Below are 19,235 nucleotides of genomic sequence, written 5' to 3'. Positions count from 1 at the left end.
ATTATTTCTGAATTATTTCGTATAAAGATTTTTTTCCTTTTTTTCTTGTAATTTCCATCAATCCTAACTTTGTAATATCAACTGCAATGCATCTTGAATAATCATATTTAAGAATTTCATTCATCTTGTTAAGTAATATCTGTTCATTTTCCTTATTTCGCATTGAAATAAAATCAACAATAATAATTCCCGAAATATTTCTGATTTTCAACTGTCTGGCAACTTCATGCGCAGCCTCAATATTTATCTTATAAAATGTTTCTTCTTTATTTGATTTCAGTTCAGCTTTTCCCGTGTTTACATCAATTACAGTCAATGCTTCTGTCGGCTCTATGATCAGATATGCTCCTGAATTTAACCATACTTTTTTATTTATTCCGGACATAAGATGCTTTTCCAATGAATAGCATTTGAATAAAGGCAAATCTCTATTATAAAATTTACAGTTAATTTTGTTTTTTGAAAGTTCATCGAAAATCTGTTTCTTATCAGTAATAACAATTCCATTTTCTTTATCGATAAATTCCTGACATTCTTTTGTTAAGATTGACTCATTTTCTTTAACTATAGATTTTCCTTTTAAATGCATAGCTTTGTTTTTTATTTCTTCAAGCTGATTTATCAGATCTATGATTTCGCCTTCAATCATTTGTTCTTTTGCATCTTTTGCTGATGTTCTGGCAATAAAACCATATTCATCGTTTTTATACTTATCAAGTATTCTTGTTAGCTGATTTCTTGTTGTCTTGTCCTGAATTTTTTTAGAAATACTTATATTAGTATTTCCAACTGTAAGTACACAGTATTTTCCCGTCAGATTGATATTTGATGTTAGTGAATAATCTTTAGTTTTAATTTTATCTCCAGACACCTGAACTAAAATTTTGTCACCCTGGCATACTTTATTGTTATTTTTTACATTTAAGAAAAATGGGGAATTATCATTCAAAGAATAATATCCCTTCAAGTCATTTCCAAATTCAATAAATGCTGCATTTATATTTTTTACTACGTCTTTTACATATCCAATATAAATATTACCAACAACAGACTCGCTATCCATATGAGTTATTCTTTGTAACTTTTCTTTATAAAAATAAAATCCCAATAATTTGTCATTATAAAAATCAGATAAAATCAATTTTGATTCTGACTCATTTGTTAAACCATCAGTACTACTCAATTGTCTCTCCTATTTCATCTAAAGAAACTAATTTATCATCCACCATACAATACATTTCCTCTCTTTGGTATGTAATTAATGACGGAATATCTTTTTGCAAATAATTAAACAATGATGAAATAACTAAATCCGGTTTTAGGTTAGAAGCACTACCTTGAGCAACTTTCATAAACAACCCTTCATCCGTTAGTTTTAGTCCATATATCCACGGTTTAATATCAATTTCTTTCTCACTTTTTTTCGTTTTCTTTAAAACAACTATTTCCGGCTGACTTAAATATACTACCAAATCATCTTTAGTTAATAATTTGTTAAGTCCTAATGCCGTATAATCTGCTCCAGCAATGATTGCCATACAATTCTTTGCGTTATCATCAAGTAACTTATATTTTAAAACTTCAATTCCTTCTACATTAGCCTCGTTAATACGTTTTATCATTTCATTAGAGCTATCTGTAGAGTTAACTTCAATATCAAAATATTCACCATTGCTTACTATACCAACTCCAAGCGGTGCTGCAAAAGACATTTTCTGATGCGGTGAAAATCCTTCCGAATAACAAATATCAACATTTGCTCTACGCATAACTTTTTGAAAATATCTCATCGTGTCAAGATGTCCAATAAATTTCATGTGTCCCTGTTTAGAGAATTTAATTCTTATTTTCATAACATATTCCTCCTCCAAATGAGTTTGCACCACATCCCGAACATCTTGTCATGCAGTTTGGTGTAACCTTTTGTGCCTGTGAATTATGGTATTCACGAAGCAAAAATTCTTTTGTAATTCCCGCATCTATAAAATCCCACGGGAATATTTCATCCTCACTTCTTTGTCTGCTTATATAGAAGTCCAAATCCACATTCGTTTCTTCAATAGCCTCTTTCCATTTTTCAAAATCAAAACTTTCAGACCATGAATCATATAGACAGCCTTTTTTATATGCTGATAATAATGTCTTTGATAATTTTCTGTCTCCTCTTGCAAAAAGACCTTCTAATACACTTACATCAGCTTCATGCCAATTATATTTAAGGCTTTTTCTGTTGAGCATAGATTTCATCTTGTCATTAACAATTTTAGCTTTATCTAAGAATTCAGGAATAGTGTTCATTGGAGACCATTGAAAAGCTGTAAATGGTTTTGGCACAAAAAATGATGTGCTTGCCGTAATCTGGCATTTTCCAATACGTTCTTCTTTTGGAACAGTAGCATAATATTCTTCTGCAATCTCTTCGCAAAGTTCCATTATTCCTTCTATATCATCTGTTGTTTCACCGGGAAGTCCTAACATAAAATATAATTTTACTTTATTCCATCCTGCTTTAAATGCAAGTCTTGAACCATTAAGTATATCTTCTTTTGTAAGTCCTTTATTTATTACATTTCTCATTATCTGAGTTCCTGCTTCAGGTGCAAATGTAAGCGAACTTTTCTTTACATCCTGAACTTTACTCATTATGTCGAGCGCAAATGAATCAATTCTAAGTGACGGTAATGAAATATTTATATTTTTTTCTTTAAATTCATCAATTAGAAAATTAACTATTCCCTTTAACTGTGAATAATCACTTGTACTCAATGAGCTTAATGAAATTTCCTCATGACCTGTTGATTCAATCATCTTTCGTGCAGTATCTTTTAATTTTTCAAGACTTTTCTCTCTTACAGGTCTGTAAACCTGACCCGCCTGACAAAATCTACATCCTCTTGAGCAGCCTCTCATAACTTCAAGTACAACTCTATCCTGTGTTGCTTTAATAAAAGGAACTAAAGGCTTAGTCGGATAATATACTTCATTCATATCAAGAACTATATCTTTTCTAACCTTATCCCTTGCATTCTCATTATTTTTTATCATTTCTTTAATTGTTCCATCTTCGTTGTATGTAACATCATAAAACTGTGGAACATATATACATGATAAATGGGCTGCTTTTTCTAAAAATTCTTTTCTCGAACCACCATTTTTTTTATTTTCTTTATAAATATCTAATAACTCATCATATTGAGTTTCGCCCTCACCAATGTAGAACATATCAAAGAAGTTTGCAATTGGTTCCGGATTGTATGAGCATGGGCCTCCTCCAATAACAATAGGGTCGTCCTCTCCACGCTCTGTAGCAATTAAAGGAATTTTAGATAAATCTAAAATCTGTAAAATGTTTGTATAACACATTTCATATTGTAATGTTATACCTAAAAAATCGAAATTTTTTATAGGTTCCTGACTTTCAATTGCAAATAACGGAATATCTTTTTCCCTCATTATTTTATCCAAATCAAGCCATGGAGAATAAACTCTCTCGCAATAAGTATCTTCACGTCTATTAAACATGTCGTAAAGAATCTGTATTCCTAAATGTGACATTCCAATCTCATATACATCAGGAAAGCACATTGCAAATCGTATATCCACTTTTTTTGGATCCTTTACAATCATATTAACTTCATTTCCAATATATCTTGCCGGCTTATCTACCTGCAATAAAATCTCATCTGATAATGCTAATTTTTTCAAAAATCTATCCTACTTTTCTACTAATTTGTCTATTAAATCAGGCAATTCATTTAATCCCTGAATTTCTTCTTCATCACCATCTATATTTCCGAATCCGTATGCTGCAAATATAAATGGGATTCCAGCTGCCATTGTTGCATCATAATCGCCTTGTGTATCTCCAACATAAAATGCTTTATCAAGATTATTTCTTTCAATTACTAATCTAATATTGTCAGCTTTTGGTTTCCCTGTTCTTCCCGGATTTTCAAAATCAGTTACATATTCTCCTAAATCTGTAACCTTTAAAAATGCCTCTATATATCCTGCCTGACAGTTGCTGACAATATAAACGCTATATTTTTCATTTAATTTCTTAAATATATCTTTAATGTCAGGGTACAACACTCCTGAATGTGTAAGTAAATATTCATTTTCGTACTCGCAACATTCCTGCAAAATCTTGTAGCGACGTTCTACAGGTATATTTGGTAAAAGATTATCAGCAATTGTTTCCATAAGCTTACCCATCTGCTGTTCTAACTCTTTAGTTGTTAGTCTTAAATCAATGTCATCATATCTCTCAAAGACAACATTCCATGACTCTGCTATCTGCTTTGTAGCATTCCATAAAGTGCCATCTAAATCAAATATAATTCCTGTCTTCATTTTTTTGCTCCATTTCTTATACTATTATGAATAACTGACCCCAAAACATTCGATTAATTTTTATTGTAGCATTAGAAAAACATTTATATTTCTTTAGTAATTTAATACAATAAAATCATTTTTACTCATATTAATATAATACTATATCACCAAAAATTTTACAACTACAGTTATCCTAATGGGTCGAATTCTGTTAAACATAAGTTGATTATTTAAACTATCTATTATCATAATTATTATAAAAACAAAAGAACCACCCTTAAGCAGTTCTTTTTGTAAATAAATATATAAATATTATATCCATTATCTTCGTGATAATTCCTTAGTGATTTCTTTCCATGTAACTCCCTTTTCAGCCATTAATACCATTACATGATATAAAAAGTCAGATATTTCATATTTAACTTCCTGTGGATCCGGATTTTTTGCTGCAATTACAATTTCAGTTGCTTCTTCTCCGACTTTCTTTAATATCTTATCAATTCCCTTATCAAATAAGTAATTAGTATATGAACCTTCTTTAGGATTTACCTTTCTGTCTAAAATTGTCTTATATACATCTTCAAATACATGAATTGGATTTGATTCATCAAACTCTTTCTTAACAAGTTCATTAAAGAAGCATGTGTCTGCTCCTGTATGACACGGAACTCCAACCTGATGTACTTTAGCTAACATTGTATCTAAATCACAATCCATAGACAATTCCTTTACATACTGGAAATGACCGGATGTTAATCCTTTTACCCATATTTCATTACGGCTTCTGCTAAAATATGTCATTTTTCCCGTCTTAATTGTAAGATTAAATGCCTCTTCATTCATATATGCAAGCATTAATACCTTATCAGTCTTATAGTCCTGAACAATTACAGGAATCATTCCATCACTATTAGTCTTAAATTTGTCAAATGTAATCTTTGATTCTAAAACATCAACTTTTACATCTTCATCCTTTAACTGAGCCTTGAAATTCATATAATCAAATGCCTCATCTAATCCTGCATGTGAAACACCATACACTTTTTCTTCTTTTGCAAATGAAATAATATCCTCAAAACTATACATACAGTCATAAGCTAAAACCCTTATGCCATATCCTAAAGCTTCTCTTGCACAATTATTTGCAATAATAAGAGATGCTCCATCATATTTTAATGTTTTTATTTTGTTCATATCAAAAGTACTGTCTATCATTACAGCAATCTTGTCACTTCCAAATCTTTCAGAAGCCTCAGATACTAATTCAAGATTACTTTCTTTATTTCCGTCTAAAATCGCTTTCTTAGCACCTGTATATATGTATTTCTTTACATCTTCAAGTCTTTTAATATTTCCGCCAACTAATATCGGAATATCCACCGCATCAGCAATAGAAACCATTGTTCCAATATTGTTATCATGTTGAGAATCTGTTTCTGATATATCAAAAATAATTAATTCATCAGCTCCTCTGTTATTATACAAAGTTGCAAGTGCTACTGCATCTCCGTCACCAACAATTTCCATTGTATTTTTATTTACGACCTTTCCATCTTTTAAATAAATGGAAGGAATAATTCTAAAACTCATTTATTATAAACTTCCTTTCGTAGATAGTACATCTTCAATTCTTTCATCAATCATTGTTGCATTGTCCAGTGATTTGGAAAATGCTTTAAAAATCCCTTCAATCATATGGTGATTATTACCGGATTCAAGCATTTTTATATGTAAATTCATTCCTACAGCATATGCTATGGCATGGAAAAATTCTTTTACCATTTCAGTATCAAATTCGCCAACTTTATCTACTGTAAATTCAGCATCAAAATTTAAATAAGGTCTTCCTGACAAATCAAGCGAACATAGCACCAAAGATTCATCCATCGGTAAAATTACAGAGCCATATCTTTTGATTGATTTTTTATCTCCAAGTGCCTGTTTTATGGCAATACCAAGAGCAATTCCCGTATCCTCAATTGTATGATGGCAATCAACAAATAAGTCTCCCTTAACTTTTACATCTAAATCAAATAAACCATGTCTTGCAAAATTATTAAGCATATGGTCAAAAAAGCCAATTCCTGTATCAATATTAGCTTTTCCCTTTCCATCTATATTAAATGTAATATCAATCTGGGTTTCATTTGTCTTTCTGCTGTAAGTACCTACTCTGTTCATATACCGTTACCTTCCTTATATTTTATATTTCATCATTTTCATCGAATCTTACACGAATAGAATTTGCATGAGCTGTTAATCCTTCAGCCTTTGCAAACTTCTGAATATCTTCGCTTATAGGTTCTAATGCCTGTCTTGAATATGAAATAATACTTGATTTCTTAATAAAATCATCAACACTAAGTGGCGAGAAGAATTTTGCTGTTCCATTAGTCGGTAAAACATGGTTTGGTCCTGCAAAATAATCTCCAAGTGGTTCTGAGCTATATTCTCCAAGGAAAATAGCCCCTGCATTTCTAATTTTTGTCATTACATCAAACGGATTTTTAGTAACAATTTCTAAATGTTCACTTGCTATATCATTTGCAACAGAAATTGCTTCATCTAATGTATCAACAACTAAAATATATCCAAAATTATCTAATGATTTTTCAAGTATTGCTTTTCTTGATAATTTAGAAACAAACATATCTGTATATTCTGATACTTTTTTTGCTAAATCCATACTTGTTGTCACTAAAATTGCTGACGCTAATTCATCATGTTCTGCCTGTGAAAGCAAATCTGCAGCAACATATCTTGGATTTGATGTTTCATCTGCTAACACAAGGATTTCACTTGGCCCTGCAACGCTGTCAATACTTACATAACCAAATACTGCCTTTTTAGCAAGAGCAACATAAATATTTCCAGGGCCTACAATTTTATCAACCTTAGGAATGCTTCCAGTTCCAAATGCCAAAGCAGCAATCGCCTGTGCTCCTCCTACTTTATAAATTACATCTACACCTGCTTCATTTGCAGCTACGAGTGTTCCGGGATTAACTTTTCCATCTTTTCCCGGAGGTGTTACCATACATATTCTGTCAACACCGGCAACCTTTGCAGGAATAATGTTCATTAATACAGATGATGGATATGCTGCCTTTCCACCAGGTACATATACACCTACTTTTTCAAGTGCAGTAACTTTCTGACCTAAAATTGTTCCATCAGGCTTGCTGTCAAACCAACTGTATTGACGCTGTTTTTCATGATATTCCCTTATATTTTTAATTGCTTTTCTAATAACATCTACTAATTCAGAATTTTCAAGAGAATTATACGCTTCCTCAATTTCTTCCTTTGTTACCACGATATTATCTGCATTAATATCTGCCTTGTCAAATTTTGCTGTATATTCAAAAACAGCCTTGTCGCCATTTTCTTTAACATTATTAAGTATTTCATTTACACTGTCATTATAACTTCCGTAATTATTAGGACTTCTTTTAAGTAAATCAGTCAAAATATTTTTCTTAGAAGCTTCATCTAACTTTACAATACGCATAATTTCTTCTCCTTTTACCACATACTACTATACATCAAATTTACAATAATTTATATAGGAATTATTTAATATTAGCCCTCAAATCCTTTATGATTTTTCTAATTCTTTCATCTTCCATCTTCATGCTTACTTGGTTAACAACCATTCTTGCTGATAAAGGACAAACTTTTTCTAATACAGTAAGTCCATTTTCTTTTAATGTTGTACCTGTTTCTACAATATCAACTATTACTTCTGATAAACCAACAATAGGCGCAAGTTCTACTGAACCATTAAGTTTAATAATTTCAACTGTCTGATGTTTTTTATTATAGAAATAATCTTTTGCAATATTTGGATATTTTGAAGCAACTCTTATCATTCCATGATTTTTTAATAAATCTCTCGCAGATTCAGGACCACATACACACATGTTGCATTTTCCAAATCCTAAATCTAATACTTCGTACAATTTTCTCCCTTCTTCAAGAATTGTATCTGCTCCTACAATTCCTATATCAGCAGCTCCATATTCAACGTATGTAGGTACATCACTCGCCTTGCTTAAGAAGAATTTTAATTTTAATTCTTCATTTACAAAAATAAGCTTACGTGTTTTTTCGTCTTTCATTTCTTCACATTCAATACCTATATCTTCAAACATTTTCATTGCTGTTTTAGCTAATCTTCCCTTTGCAAGGGCAAATGTTAAATATCTCATTTTATTTAAACTCCTATAATTCCTTTACACCATCTTTAGATACATATGTTACATTTATAGCTCCGTCTTCTTTTTTGAATTCAACATATTCATCAATCGAAATATTTTCTTTCTTAGGAATAAGCTCTGTCTTAATACCTTTTTCCCTAAGACCTGTTGCAAGCTGCAATGCCGTCTTTCTAAGTTCTGTATCATATATTAACACTTCATATGCATAATCTGTATCACCTTCCATTTTCTGGCTGCTCATAGCCATAAGGAGCTGATCCATATATACTGCAAATCCTATAGCTGCGCTATCTTTCCCAAACTGACTTAATAGTTTATCATAGCGGCCACCTGCAACAATTGCATCTCCTGTTCCATATGTGTATGCCTTAAAAATAATTCCTGTATAATAATTAAAATTGCTAAGCATTCCTAAATCAAATGAAATATAATCAGCAACTCCATAATCAACTAAAATAGAATATACTTCCTCTAATTTCTCAATTGCCTTTAATGATTTTTCGTTCGTTGCAAGTTCTTTTGCTTTATCAAGTACATCTGAACTTCCAAATAATGAAGGCAATTTAAGAAATGTGTCTTTTACGTTTGAAGGGATGTCTTTAGAATCAAGTAATTCTTCAACACCGAAGAAATTCTTATTTTCAATTCTAACTCTAAGTTCTTCCTCAACATCGTCTTCAAATCCACATTCTTCTAAAAGTCCCTTATAGAAGTCAACCTGACCAATTTCAACAAGAAATTTATCAAATCCTGAACTCTTTAATGAATTTACAACAAGGGCAACCATTTCTGCATCAGCTTCAACTGAATCATCCCCGATTAGTTCACAACCAAGTTGTGTTATTTCCTTTAGTTTTCCCTGTAATTCAGAATTATTAATATATGTATTTGCGTTATAGCAAAGCTTAATAGGTACATTGACATCCATATAATTCTTTGCTGCAATTCTTGCTATTGATGGAGTAAGGTCAGGTCTTAATACCAAAGTATTTCCTTCCCTATCAAAAAACTTATATAAATTCTTTGATGGTACTGAACCTCTTTCCTTATTAAAAATATCAAAGAATTCAAATGTTGGGGTTTGAACATTATGGAATCCATATAAATTAAATATATTATTAATTTTATTTTCTATTGTTAACTTTCTTGCACACTCTTTTCCGTATACGTCTCTTACACCCTCTGGTGTGTGTAATAATTCTTTACTCATTTTTATCTTTCCTTTACACTTTAGTATGCTAATGTGTTACCACGGTAGCACAGCAAATATAATACAATATATTTTTTTTCGTGTCAATGCCTATTCTTCTCTAGATTCGAGGTCAATATTAATCGTTTCTAAATAATGAACCAGTATACCCGGCGCAGATTTTATTTTATATTTCTTATCTATTTCATCAAATCTGAAACTTTTTCTTCCTCCATTTATACTTCTTTCATAAAATTTTTCTATATCACAGAAAGGAATATAGTACATTTCATTTTTATGACTATAAAATAATATAATAAAAGATACTCCACCCTGTTTTTCAAAATCCTTCATGAATTTAACCTGATGTTCGTGTATGTTCATCATCGGAAATGTATCTGTTGCACATTCTTTGGCATCAAAGCACACTGGTATTCCCTGCACAGCACCTATATAATCTACTGTACTTTGCTGATCAAAATATGCTAATGTTATATGTCTTGTCTGTTGATCAATTCTTACCGGGGTAATTGGTGTTGGAATTTTTTGAATTAACGCCAATCCTTTTTCCCTATAACTTTCATTCGACATATTAATCATATCTTCTAAAGTAGAGCCTCTAAGCCCACGTGAATTCCATGTTCCCATTTTCTTTCCTTTATAAATTTAATCCAATCTCACTAAATACATTTTCAAATAATTGGGGAATTTTAGCTTCGAATGTTTTTTGTTTAAGTTTTTTTAATTCATCCGGCATTTCATCAAATTTAAGTTGCCATGCGTGTAATAGTTGATATTTTACACCACATTTTTTTCTGAAAATTTCATTAATATCTGCTCTTCCATATTTGGTATCTCCTATTATAGGATGTCTAACGGATGCAAGATGCGCTCTTATCTGATGCGGTTTTCCCGTAATAAGTTTAACTTTCAAAATAGTATATTTGCCATTTGTTTTTAAACATTCATATTCTGTTTCTATATATGAACTTTCTTTCAATGGTTTATCGTATATTTTCACCTTGTTAGATTTAGAATCTTTTGTCAAATATCCTTTAATCTTTGTTTTTCCATTAATTTCTCCCGAAACGACTGTAATATAGTATTTGCCAAATGTTCTATCTTTTAACATATCCGACATCACCTGTAGTCCTAATAAACTTTTTCCTGCAATTAACAGACCGCTTGTATTTCTGTCTAGTCTGTTGCAAATGCCCGGCTTAAAAGTTTCTAATTCATTTTCACTAAGCTGTTTTGTATCTAGTAAATATTCGATTATATATTCATTCATTGAAATATCATTCTTCTTTGCTTTTTGGCTTAAAACGCCTGCCGGTTTATTTACTATAATTACATTTTCATCTTCGTAAACTACATCTAACGAAAATTTATGCGTTGCCTTGCCAGATGCTTCAATATTTTTTGAACTTCTAAACTTATCTATAGTTTCATCTGTCATAAATATTTTCACACAGTCTCCAACTGCAAGTTTGTCTTTTCCGTCAGATTTTTTATTGTTTAATGTAATATTCTTTTTTCTAAGCATCTTATACACAAAGCTGGCAGGTGCAGCGTTAAAATACTTAAAAAGTAACTTGTCAAAACGTTGCCCTGCCTCATTTTTATTTATAATTATTTCTCTCATTTTATCTCCTAATGCTGATAATCAGTCACGTTTTATGTTATAGCATTTTGATTAATATAAATTTTAACTATTATAAATTCTTTGCATTTTAATTTATCAATTATTCTTGTAACAATGTCAAATTTAAATATTTATTTTTTCAATTTATGCATTAAATTCAATAATTCGATTATAAAACGATGTGGAACAACTTTGGCTAAAGCTCTATAAGCTCTCATTGTCCTTCCATAAACTGAAATTTCTTTACATCTAATGCTATCATCAATTGCTTTACTAACAACTGATTTTTGGTCAGCCATGAACAATTTCTTAAATGTATAAACCGTTCCATATCTTTCTGCTTTATTAAAGAATGGAGTGTTAACAGGTCCCGGACATACTGCCGTAACATATATTCCTAAATCTTTTAACTCTCCTCTTAAAGCTCTTGAAAAACTCAATACATATGATTTAGTAGCACAATAAACTGCAAATCCCGGCTGTGGATTAAATGCCCCTGCCGAAGCTATATTAATAATTCTTGAATTAACTGCCATAAACGGAATGCAATCATGCGTCAAAGAAGTTAAAGCTCTGCAGTTGACATCAATCATGCTTAAATTATCATTATATGAAATTCTGTCAAAATCTCCAACCATTCCAAATCCGGCACAATTTACAAGCATCTTTACCTCCGGCTGTATATTGTTTATTTCCTGTACAAGTGGAAACAATGCCTTTCTGGAATTAAAATCAGCAATAAAATTTCTTGTTTTTGTATGCATTTTCTTTTTTGTTTTTGCTAATTCCTCTTCATTTCTTCCGACAAGCCAATATTCGTCAATTGAATGTAATTTTTTGTCTAATTGTAATGCAAATTCTCTTCCCATTCCGGAAGATGCTCCTGTAATAATCACTATTCTCATACATTGCCTCCAATCTGCGCAATTTCCTGCGCTGTAAGTTCTCTATATTCGCCTAACATAAGTGTATCATCAAGTTTTAGTTTTCCCATTGATATACGTTTTAAATATATAACTTCCATACCTATGGCTTTAAACATTCTCTTAACCTGATGAAATTTACCCTCTGTTATTGTTAGCTCAATTTCTGAAATATCATCTGATTTTAAAATGTTTAATACCGCAGGCTTAGTTAATTTCTTTTCACCTATATCCAGTCCTTCTTTAAAAAGTTCAATATGCTCATTTTTCACTCTGCCATTAATCTTTGCATAATATGTTTTATCAATATGTTTTGTTGGTGAAGTAAGAATATGTGCTAGCTCACTATCATTCATGACAAGCAAAAGCCCTTCCGTATCCTTATCTAATCTACCAACAGGAAACAAACCTTTTGATATAGATGCGTCAAATAAATCCATTACTGTTCTATCTCTTGAATCTTTAACGGCAGTTACGACACCTGCCGGTTTATTAAGCATATAATATATATTTTTCTTATAAGCAATTGTTTTACCATTAACGGAAATTATATCCTTTGTTTCATCTATGTGCAGTTCCGGTTTTTTTATAATATCTCCGTTAACATCAACGCATCCTTTTCTGATATATTGTTTAACCTGACTGCGGCTGCCAATATTCATATCACACAAATATTTGTCTAGTCTCAACGCCCTACTCCCTTTTTAAATATATTTACTATTCTACCACTATTAAAGAAATCATGCTATTATGATTTTTATTTTTATATAAAATGTAATGTTTTTATGTAATCTATTATTATGTATACATATATATCTTTTAATAATTTTCAAGTTGTTTTTACATATGCATCAAAGTTGAGGAATTTTAACTTCGACATTATATATATATAAGCAAAAAACTGCTCCATATCGCTGACAGGAACAGTTTTTGCGTATAAATCAATATTTAATTTTTATTACATATAACAAAACTACTTATTTAATTTATAATAAATTTTCCTAACCTGTTCAATCTGTTCAGGTGTCATCTTTAATGTTGGAGAATTTATATTATCATCTGTATTAGAATTCTCTATAATGAGAACAGTACTTCCTTTCTCAGGTGTATGTGTGTGGAACGTTCCTCTCTTTACATTATATATTTTAAGTGGTTCCATCTTTATACCGTCTATTTCTGATATGACATCACCATTTCCACCTGTAAATAAAGTACATTCGCCTGCTAAAAGCACAAAAACCTCATCCGTTTCATCATGCTTTTGCATTTTATCTAAATTCTTAACTTCTAATTCTTCGCAATAACGAAGTTCTGCAACCCTCCATGACTGATATGTAATTAAAGGTAAATATCCTTCACCATCATAAGAGCACACATCTATCCATTCTTTTTTCATCGCTTCTCCTTCTCTACTTTTATATTTAATATGTTAGGGCCCAAGGCCCCAACTTTGATGCATGCGGTTTGTTCCGTGTTACGCACTCACACAATCCTATCTAATCATATTTTACAAATTATAAAGGCAGATTTTAATATAATTAATCTACAACTGCAATAACTTCTACTTCACAAAGAACATTTTTAGGAAGCTGCTTTACTGCTACACAACTTCTTGCAGGTTTTCCTGTAAAATATTTTTCATAAATTCCATTAAAAGTTGTAAAATCTTCCATATTTGCTAAGAAACATGTTGTTTTAATTGTGTTTTCATAATCTACACCGGCTGCATTTAAAATTGCCCCTAAATTTTTCATTACCTGAGTAGTCTGTTCTTCAATTGTTGTCCCAACAATTTCACCTGTTGCAGGATTTAATGCAATTTGTCCTGATGTATATAAAATTCCATTTGCAATAACTGCCTGTGAATAAGGTCCTATTGCTGCAGGGGCCTTGTCTGTGATAATCTTCTTCATGTTAAATTCCTCCTATAACTAATATGTATAGCCTCTTTTTATAAAAGACTAATTGTCGAAAACTTTCACAAAATTAAGTTTGTTGATTTTGTTTTCTAATTATATTTCTCTCAATAAATGCTATCAAATCGCATCTAAAAAGTCAATTATGCAAGTGCTTTATTTCCTGTGTAAAGTTGATAATATTTACCCTTTTGTTCAATTAGTTCATCATGAGTTCCTCTTTCAATAATTCGTCCCTGTTCAAGAACCATTATACAATCAGAATTTTTAACAGTCGACAATCTATGAGCAATAACAAATGTTGTTCGACCTTTCATTAATTTATCCATACCTTCCTGCACTAATTTTTCAGTTCGTGTATCAATTGAACTTGTAGCTTCGTCCAAAATTAATACCGGTGGGTCTGCAATTGCTGCTCTTGCAATTGCCAATAACTGTCGCTGCCCCTGTGATAAATTTGCTCCATCTCCAGTTAACATTGTGTCATATCCATTAGGAAGACTCATAATAAAATTATGTGCATTTGCAAGTTTTGCAGCAGACTCAATTTCTTCTTTTGTTGCGTCTAATTTACCAAAAGATATATTTTCAGCTACAGTACCTGTAAATAAATGTGTATCCTGTAATACAATTCCTAAAGAATGTCTTAAATCATCTTTTTTGATTTTATTTATATTTATGCCATCATATCTGATTTTTCCATCCTGAATATCATAAAATCTATTAATAAGATTTGTAATAGTTGTTTTACCGGCACCAGTTGAACCTACAAAAGCAATCTTTTGACCCGGTGTTGCAAACAAATCGACATTATGAAGAACAATTTTGTCATCGTTGTATCCAAAGTCAACATCGTCAAATACAACATCTCCTGTTAACTGTTTGTATTCTAATGTTCCGTCTGCCTTGTGAATATGTTTCCATGCCCAGATTCCTGTCTTTTCTTTTGTTTCAACAAGTTTATCGCCTTCGTATTTTGCATTTACTAATGTTACATAACCATCATCTGTTTCAGGTGTTTCATCTAACAGCTTAAATATTCTGTCAGCACCCGCTAATGCCATAACAATTGCATTTACTTGCTGACTAATCTGATTTATAGGCATTGAAAAATTCTTATTAAATGTAAGGAAACTTACTAATCCACCCAATGTTAATGCATTACCTAAAAATGTAACTTTATTTATTGCTAAAAATCCACCTACAATCGCTGTCAATGCATAACTTACATTACCAAGCTGAGCATTTATAGGTCCTAATATATTTGCAAATTTATTTGCATTATTTGCACTGTTATATAGCTGATTATTTATTTCAACAAAATCGTTAATATTTATCTCTTCATGGTTGAATACTTTAACTACTTTCTGTCCTTCCATCATTTCTTCGATAAATCCATTAACTTTACCTATATCTTTTTGCTGCTTAATAAAATATTTACCACTAAGTCCTGCTGATTTTTTTGTTGCATATAGCATAATCGCAATCATAATTAAAGTTACAATTGTTAAAGGTATACTTAATGCAACCATGCTGGCAAATACCGTAACAATTGTTATACCACTATTTAAAAACTGTGGCATACTCTGACTAATCATCTGTCTTAATGTGTCAATATCATTTGTATACATAGACATAATGTCACCATGTGAGTGGGTGTCAAAGTATTTGATTGGAAGTTTTTCCATATGTTCAAACATCTGATTTCTTAAATTTCTTAAAGTACCCTGCGTAACATAAACCATTATTCTGTTGTATGCAAACGTAGATAATGCACCTATTCCATAAAATACAGCTACCTTTAACATTGCATACATAAGTGGTGTATAATCAGGGGTTCCTCCGGCATTTAAAGTTTTAACCATTGGTATTATATAAATATCTATAAGATTTTTTGTAAACCATGTTCCCTGAACATTTGCTACTACACTAAGTACTATACAAATTGCAACAACTATAAGAGCTGCTCCATAAGATTTGAACAGCATACCAAATAATCGCTTCATAATAATTCCCGGATTATCAACCTTTGGCTTTGGTCCACGTCCTCTGCTTCCAGGTCCTCCTTTAAATTCTTTTACTTTTTCAGCCATTACTGTTCACCTCCGTTCTCATCAAAATCTCCGCTTCCTTCAGTCTGAGATTCATATACATCTTTATAAATTTCATTATTTTTAAGTAATTCTTCATGAGTTCCAAATCCATTAATTTCACCGTTTTCCATAACGATTATTTTATCTGCACTTTCAATACTTGAAATACGTTGTGCAATAATAAATTTTGTAGTATTTGGTATTTCCTGTGCAAATGCCTTTCTGATTTTTGCATCAGTTGCTGTATCAACAGCACTTGTTGAGTCATCTAATATAAGAATTTTAGGTTTCTTTAGCAACGCTCTTGCTATACAAATTCTTTGTTTCTGACCACCTGATACATTTGTACCTCCCTGCTCAATATATGTATTGTATTTTTCAGGAAACTTTTCAATAAATTCATCTGCGCAGGCAAGTTTACAAGCTGCTATACACTCTTGTTCAGTTGCATTTTCATCTCCCCAGCGAAGATTGTCTAAAATAGTTCCGCTAAACAATACATTTTTCTGCAAAACTACAGAAACCTCGTTTCGCAATGTATCTAAATCGTATTCTCTTACGTCTTTTCCACCAACTAAAACTTTTCCTTTGTTAACATCATATAAACGACATATAAGGTTAACAAGACTTGTTTTAGCACTACCTGTTCCACCGATAATACCTATTGTTTCTCCAGATTTAATATCTAAATTAATGTCTTTTAAAACATAGTTCTTACCATTTTCTTTGTATTTAAAATTAACATTGTCAAATTTTACACTTCCATCTTTTATTTCAAATATAGGATTTTGAGGGTTTGTAATGCTGCTCTTTTCGTCTAATACTTCTACAATACGTTTTGCACTTGCAGCACTCATTGTTACCATAACAAATACCATCGAAAGCATCATTAAACTCATAAGAATATTCATACAGTATGCAAGCAAACTTGTTAGTTCTCCTGTATCGAGCGTAGGATTTGCATTCACAATCATGTGTGCACCTACCCAGCTTATTAAAAGAATACATGTATACACTGTTATCTGCATTACAGGTGAATTATAAGAAATAATTGTTTCTGCTTTTACAAACATGTTATATACATTATTACTTGCCTTATGAAACTTATCTGTTTCATATTCTTCTCTTACATAAGCTTTAACTACACGAATTGCTGATACATTTTCCTGCACGCTTTCGTTTAAATCATCATATTTTCTAAAAACCTGTTTAAAATATTTATTTGCATTTAACATAATAAATACTAAAATAATTCCTAAAATTATAACTGCAATTAAATATATTGTTGCAATTCTTGGGCTTATGTAAAATGCCATTGCCATAGCACATATCATACTAAATGGTGCTCTAATACACATTCTAAGAATCATCTGATATGCATTCTGTACATTAGTAACATCCGTTGTCATTCTTGTTACAAGTCCTGATGTACTAAATTTGTCAATATTTGCAAATGAAAATGTCTGAATATTTCTAAACATTGCTTCACGCAAATTTTTAGCAAATCCTGTGGATGCCTTAGCACCTGTAATTCCTCCACCCATTCCTGCAATTAGACCTAATAATGCAAATACAAACATTATTACGCCCATCATTACAATATAATAAGTGTCACCTTTTCCATTATTTCCATTAATTCCATTATTAATAATTAAGCCCATAATAAATGGAATTAATGTTTCAAAAATTACTTCTCCAATCATAAAAATAGGAGTCAATATTGAAGCCGCTTTGTATTCTTTGACTTCCTTTAATAATCTTTTAATCATCTTCTCCTCCTTACTCTTTTAAATTATCAATAGCTTTGTTTAACAGTCTGTAAAATATTTCTTTTTCCTCTTCTGTAAAAGAAGCAACTACCCTGTTTTCCATAATAGTTCTGCCCCGTTCCATTTCACAGCTTATTTCTTCTGCCTTACTAGTCAGAAAGATATTCCTACATCTCCTGTTGTCTTCATCCACAACAACAGTAACCAGTCCTTTTTCCTGCATTCTTTTGAGCAAACCTATAGTTGTAGAATGCTGAATATCAAGTTCCTTGGAAATGTCTTTTTGAGTTATTTTTGTATTGGGATTATCTTCAAGAAAACGTAAAACACGCATTTGTGAAAAAGTTAGTCCAACTCTTTCAAGTTCCTGATCAAAGTTTTGCTTGAATACTTTATCAAGCTTTTTAATTAACACTCCATAATGTTCCAAATTTTCACCTCATACTAAAAAATCTTACAACATGTAGCACGCTACATATTGTAAGATTTTTTCATCTTTAAGTCAATAATTTATTTTAACAAAATTGTGAAGAAAGTATGAAATCTATTTGTTCATGTGTTTCTTCTTCGCTATTAGAGTTGTCTATAAACTCATCTGAAACACGATTAAATTCTTCTTCGGACATTTGATTCATAATAACGTTTCTTGTCTTTTCTTCACTATATCCTCTGCTATCCATCAATCTCTTAATTCTTTTTTCTAAATCACAATAAACATACCATATTTCATCGCACATTTTATCAATACCACTTCCAATTAAGATAGCTGACTCAACAATAACAAGTTGATTTGAACTATTATTGATTCTGTCAGTTATTTCCTTAATTGTTCCCGGATGAGTAATATTGTTTAATGTCTCTAATTTTTTTGCATCATTAAATACAATTTCCGCGAGTTTTTTTCTGTCTATATTATCATCTTTATCTAGGCTCTCGGGAAATTCTCGTATCACCTTATTGTATACTTCATTTCCCTTTTCCATGATTTCTTTAGCCACCTTATCAGCTTCGATTATATAAGCATTGTATTTTTCTTTTAAATATGTGAGGACTGTAGACTTTCCACAGCCCACACCACCTACTATTCCTATTATCATTTTTTTGTTTCCTTATTAGATGTATATTAAATACATTTTTTATTGTTA

The 19,235-nt window shown here is 31.1% G+C and carries 19 protein-coding genes; all 19 read right to left on the bottom strand.

The window, feature by feature from the left end; all coding sequences use genetic code 11:
• Position 1: 1 nt before the first annotated feature.
• The 19 genes from DWX29_RS02205 to coaE all read right to left on the bottom strand — a co-directional run bounded on the left by DWX29_RS02205 (position 2) and on the right by coaE (position 19,187).
• The gene (locus tag DWX29_RS02205) at positions 2 to 1,183 is read right to left on the bottom strand and encodes a ribonuclease E/G (RefSeq protein ID WP_117909354.1); all 1,182 of its coding nucleotides are present in this window, start codon (positions 1,181 to 1,183) and stop codon (positions 2 to 4) included.
• Positions 1,176 to 1,853: a TIGR03936 family radical SAM-associated protein gene (locus DWX29_RS02200; RefSeq protein WP_117909352.1), complete on the bottom strand. Its 678-nt coding sequence runs from the start codon at positions 1,851 to 1,853 to the stop codon at positions 1,176 to 1,178. The genes DWX29_RS02205 and DWX29_RS02200 overlap by 8 nt, the downstream gene beginning before the upstream one ends.
• A complete protein-coding gene (locus tag DWX29_RS02195; protein ID WP_117909350.1) occupies positions 1,837 to 3,705 on the bottom strand; it encodes a TIGR03960 family B12-binding radical SAM protein in 1,869 nt (622 codons plus the stop codon). Before DWX29_RS02195 ends, DWX29_RS02200 begins: the two co-directional genes overlap by 17 nt.
• 9 nt (positions 3,706 to 3,714) lie before the next feature.
• Complete coding sequence (locus tag DWX29_RS02190; RefSeq protein ID WP_117909348.1) at positions 3,715 to 4,353, bottom strand: HAD family hydrolase; 639 nt, start codon at positions 4,351 to 4,353, stop codon at positions 3,715 to 3,717.
• A gap of 303 nt (positions 4,354 to 4,656) precedes the next feature.
• Positions 4,657 to 5,925 (bottom strand): bifunctional phosphoribosyl-AMP cyclohydrolase/phosphoribosyl-ATP diphosphatase HisIE, encoded by a 1,269-nt coding sequence (hisIE, locus tag DWX29_RS02185; protein ID WP_022089571.1) that lies wholly within the window; start codon positions 5,923 to 5,925, stop codon positions 4,657 to 4,659.
• Positions 5,926 to 5,928: 3 nt separating this feature from the next.
• Complete coding sequence (hisB, locus tag DWX29_RS02180) at positions 5,929 to 6,516, bottom strand: imidazoleglycerol-phosphate dehydratase HisB (RefSeq protein ID WP_117909346.1); 588 nt, start codon at positions 6,514 to 6,516, stop codon at positions 5,929 to 5,931.
• A gap of 22 nt (positions 6,517 to 6,538) precedes the next feature.
• Entirely contained in the window at positions 6,539 to 7,846 is a 1,308-nt protein-coding gene (gene hisD, locus DWX29_RS02175) for a histidinol dehydrogenase (protein ID WP_118565080.1), read from the bottom strand.
• 61 nt (positions 7,847 to 7,907) lie between these two features.
• Positions 7,908 to 8,546: an ATP phosphoribosyltransferase gene (hisG, locus tag DWX29_RS02170; protein ID WP_022089568.1), complete on the bottom strand. Its 639-nt coding sequence runs from the start codon at positions 8,544 to 8,546 to the stop codon at positions 7,908 to 7,910.
• 13 nt (positions 8,547 to 8,559) lie between these two features.
• The gene (gene hisZ / locus DWX29_RS02165; protein WP_118565079.1) at positions 8,560 to 9,765 is read right to left on the bottom strand and encodes an ATP phosphoribosyltransferase regulatory subunit; all 1,206 of its coding nucleotides are present in this window, start codon (positions 9,763 to 9,765) and stop codon (positions 8,560 to 8,562) included.
• A 90-nt stretch (positions 9,766 to 9,855) separates the two neighbouring features.
• Entirely contained in the window at positions 9,856 to 10,392 is a 537-nt protein-coding gene (locus DWX29_RS02160) for a Holliday junction resolvase RecU (protein WP_022089566.1), read from the bottom strand.
• Between the two features lie 10 nt (positions 10,393 to 10,402).
• The gene (locus tag DWX29_RS02155; protein WP_118565078.1) at positions 10,403 to 11,389 is read right to left on the bottom strand and encodes an RluA family pseudouridine synthase; all 987 of its coding nucleotides are present in this window, start codon (positions 11,387 to 11,389) and stop codon (positions 10,403 to 10,405) included.
• A gap of 131 nt (positions 11,390 to 11,520) precedes the next feature.
• Positions 11,521 to 12,294: an SDR family NAD(P)-dependent oxidoreductase gene (locus DWX29_RS02150; RefSeq protein WP_118565077.1), complete on the bottom strand. Its 774-nt coding sequence runs from the start codon at positions 12,292 to 12,294 to the stop codon at positions 11,521 to 11,523.
• Complete coding sequence (locus DWX29_RS02145) at positions 12,291 to 13,001, bottom strand: pseudouridine synthase (RefSeq protein WP_279218157.1); 711 nt, start codon at positions 12,999 to 13,001, stop codon at positions 12,291 to 12,293. Before DWX29_RS02145 ends, DWX29_RS02150 begins: the two co-directional genes overlap by 4 nt.
• A 284-nt stretch (positions 13,002 to 13,285) precedes the next feature.
• Positions 13,286 to 13,708, bottom strand: a complete 423-nt coding sequence (locus DWX29_RS02140) for a hypothetical protein (RefSeq protein WP_117909340.1) — start codon at positions 13,706 to 13,708, stop codon at positions 13,286 to 13,288.
• A gap of 142 nt (positions 13,709 to 13,850) precedes the next feature.
• Positions 13,851 to 14,225, bottom strand: coding sequence for a RidA family protein (locus tag DWX29_RS02135; RefSeq protein WP_022089561.1), 375 nt, complete (start codon positions 14,223 to 14,225; stop codon positions 13,851 to 13,853).
• 146 nt (positions 14,226 to 14,371) lie between these two features.
• Positions 14,372 to 16,321 carry an ABC transporter ATP-binding protein gene (locus tag DWX29_RS02130; protein WP_118565075.1) on the bottom strand — a complete coding sequence of 650 codons (1,950 nt, stop codon included), beginning with the start codon at positions 16,319 to 16,321 and terminating at the stop codon, positions 14,372 to 14,374.
• Positions 16,321 to 18,090, bottom strand: coding sequence for an ABC transporter ATP-binding protein (locus DWX29_RS02125; protein WP_118565074.1), 1,770 nt, complete (start codon positions 18,088 to 18,090; stop codon positions 16,321 to 16,323). Before DWX29_RS02125 ends, DWX29_RS02130 begins: the two co-directional genes overlap by 1 nt.
• A 10-nt stretch (positions 18,091 to 18,100) precedes the next feature.
• A complete protein-coding gene (locus tag DWX29_RS02120) occupies positions 18,101 to 18,520 on the bottom strand; it encodes a MarR family transcriptional regulator (protein ID WP_022089558.1) in 420 nt (139 codons plus the stop codon).
• Positions 18,521 to 18,605: 85 nt separating this feature from the next.
• On the bottom strand, positions 18,606 to 19,187 hold the full coding sequence (gene coaE, locus DWX29_RS02115; RefSeq protein ID WP_117909338.1) for a dephospho-CoA kinase: 582 nt from the start codon (positions 19,185 to 19,187) through the stop codon (positions 18,606 to 18,608).
• Positions 19,188 to 19,235: the final 48 nt, after the last annotated feature.

The organism is Eubacterium sp. AF19-12LB, assembly GCF_003479125.1.
In the GTDB taxonomy this organism is placed as follows: Bacteria; Bacillota; Clostridia; order Lachnospirales; family Lachnospiraceae; genus Eubacterium_U; species Eubacterium_U album.
The sequence above is the reverse complement of the archived record's forward strand: the minus strand, read 5'-3'. Positions and strand labels throughout refer to the sequence as shown.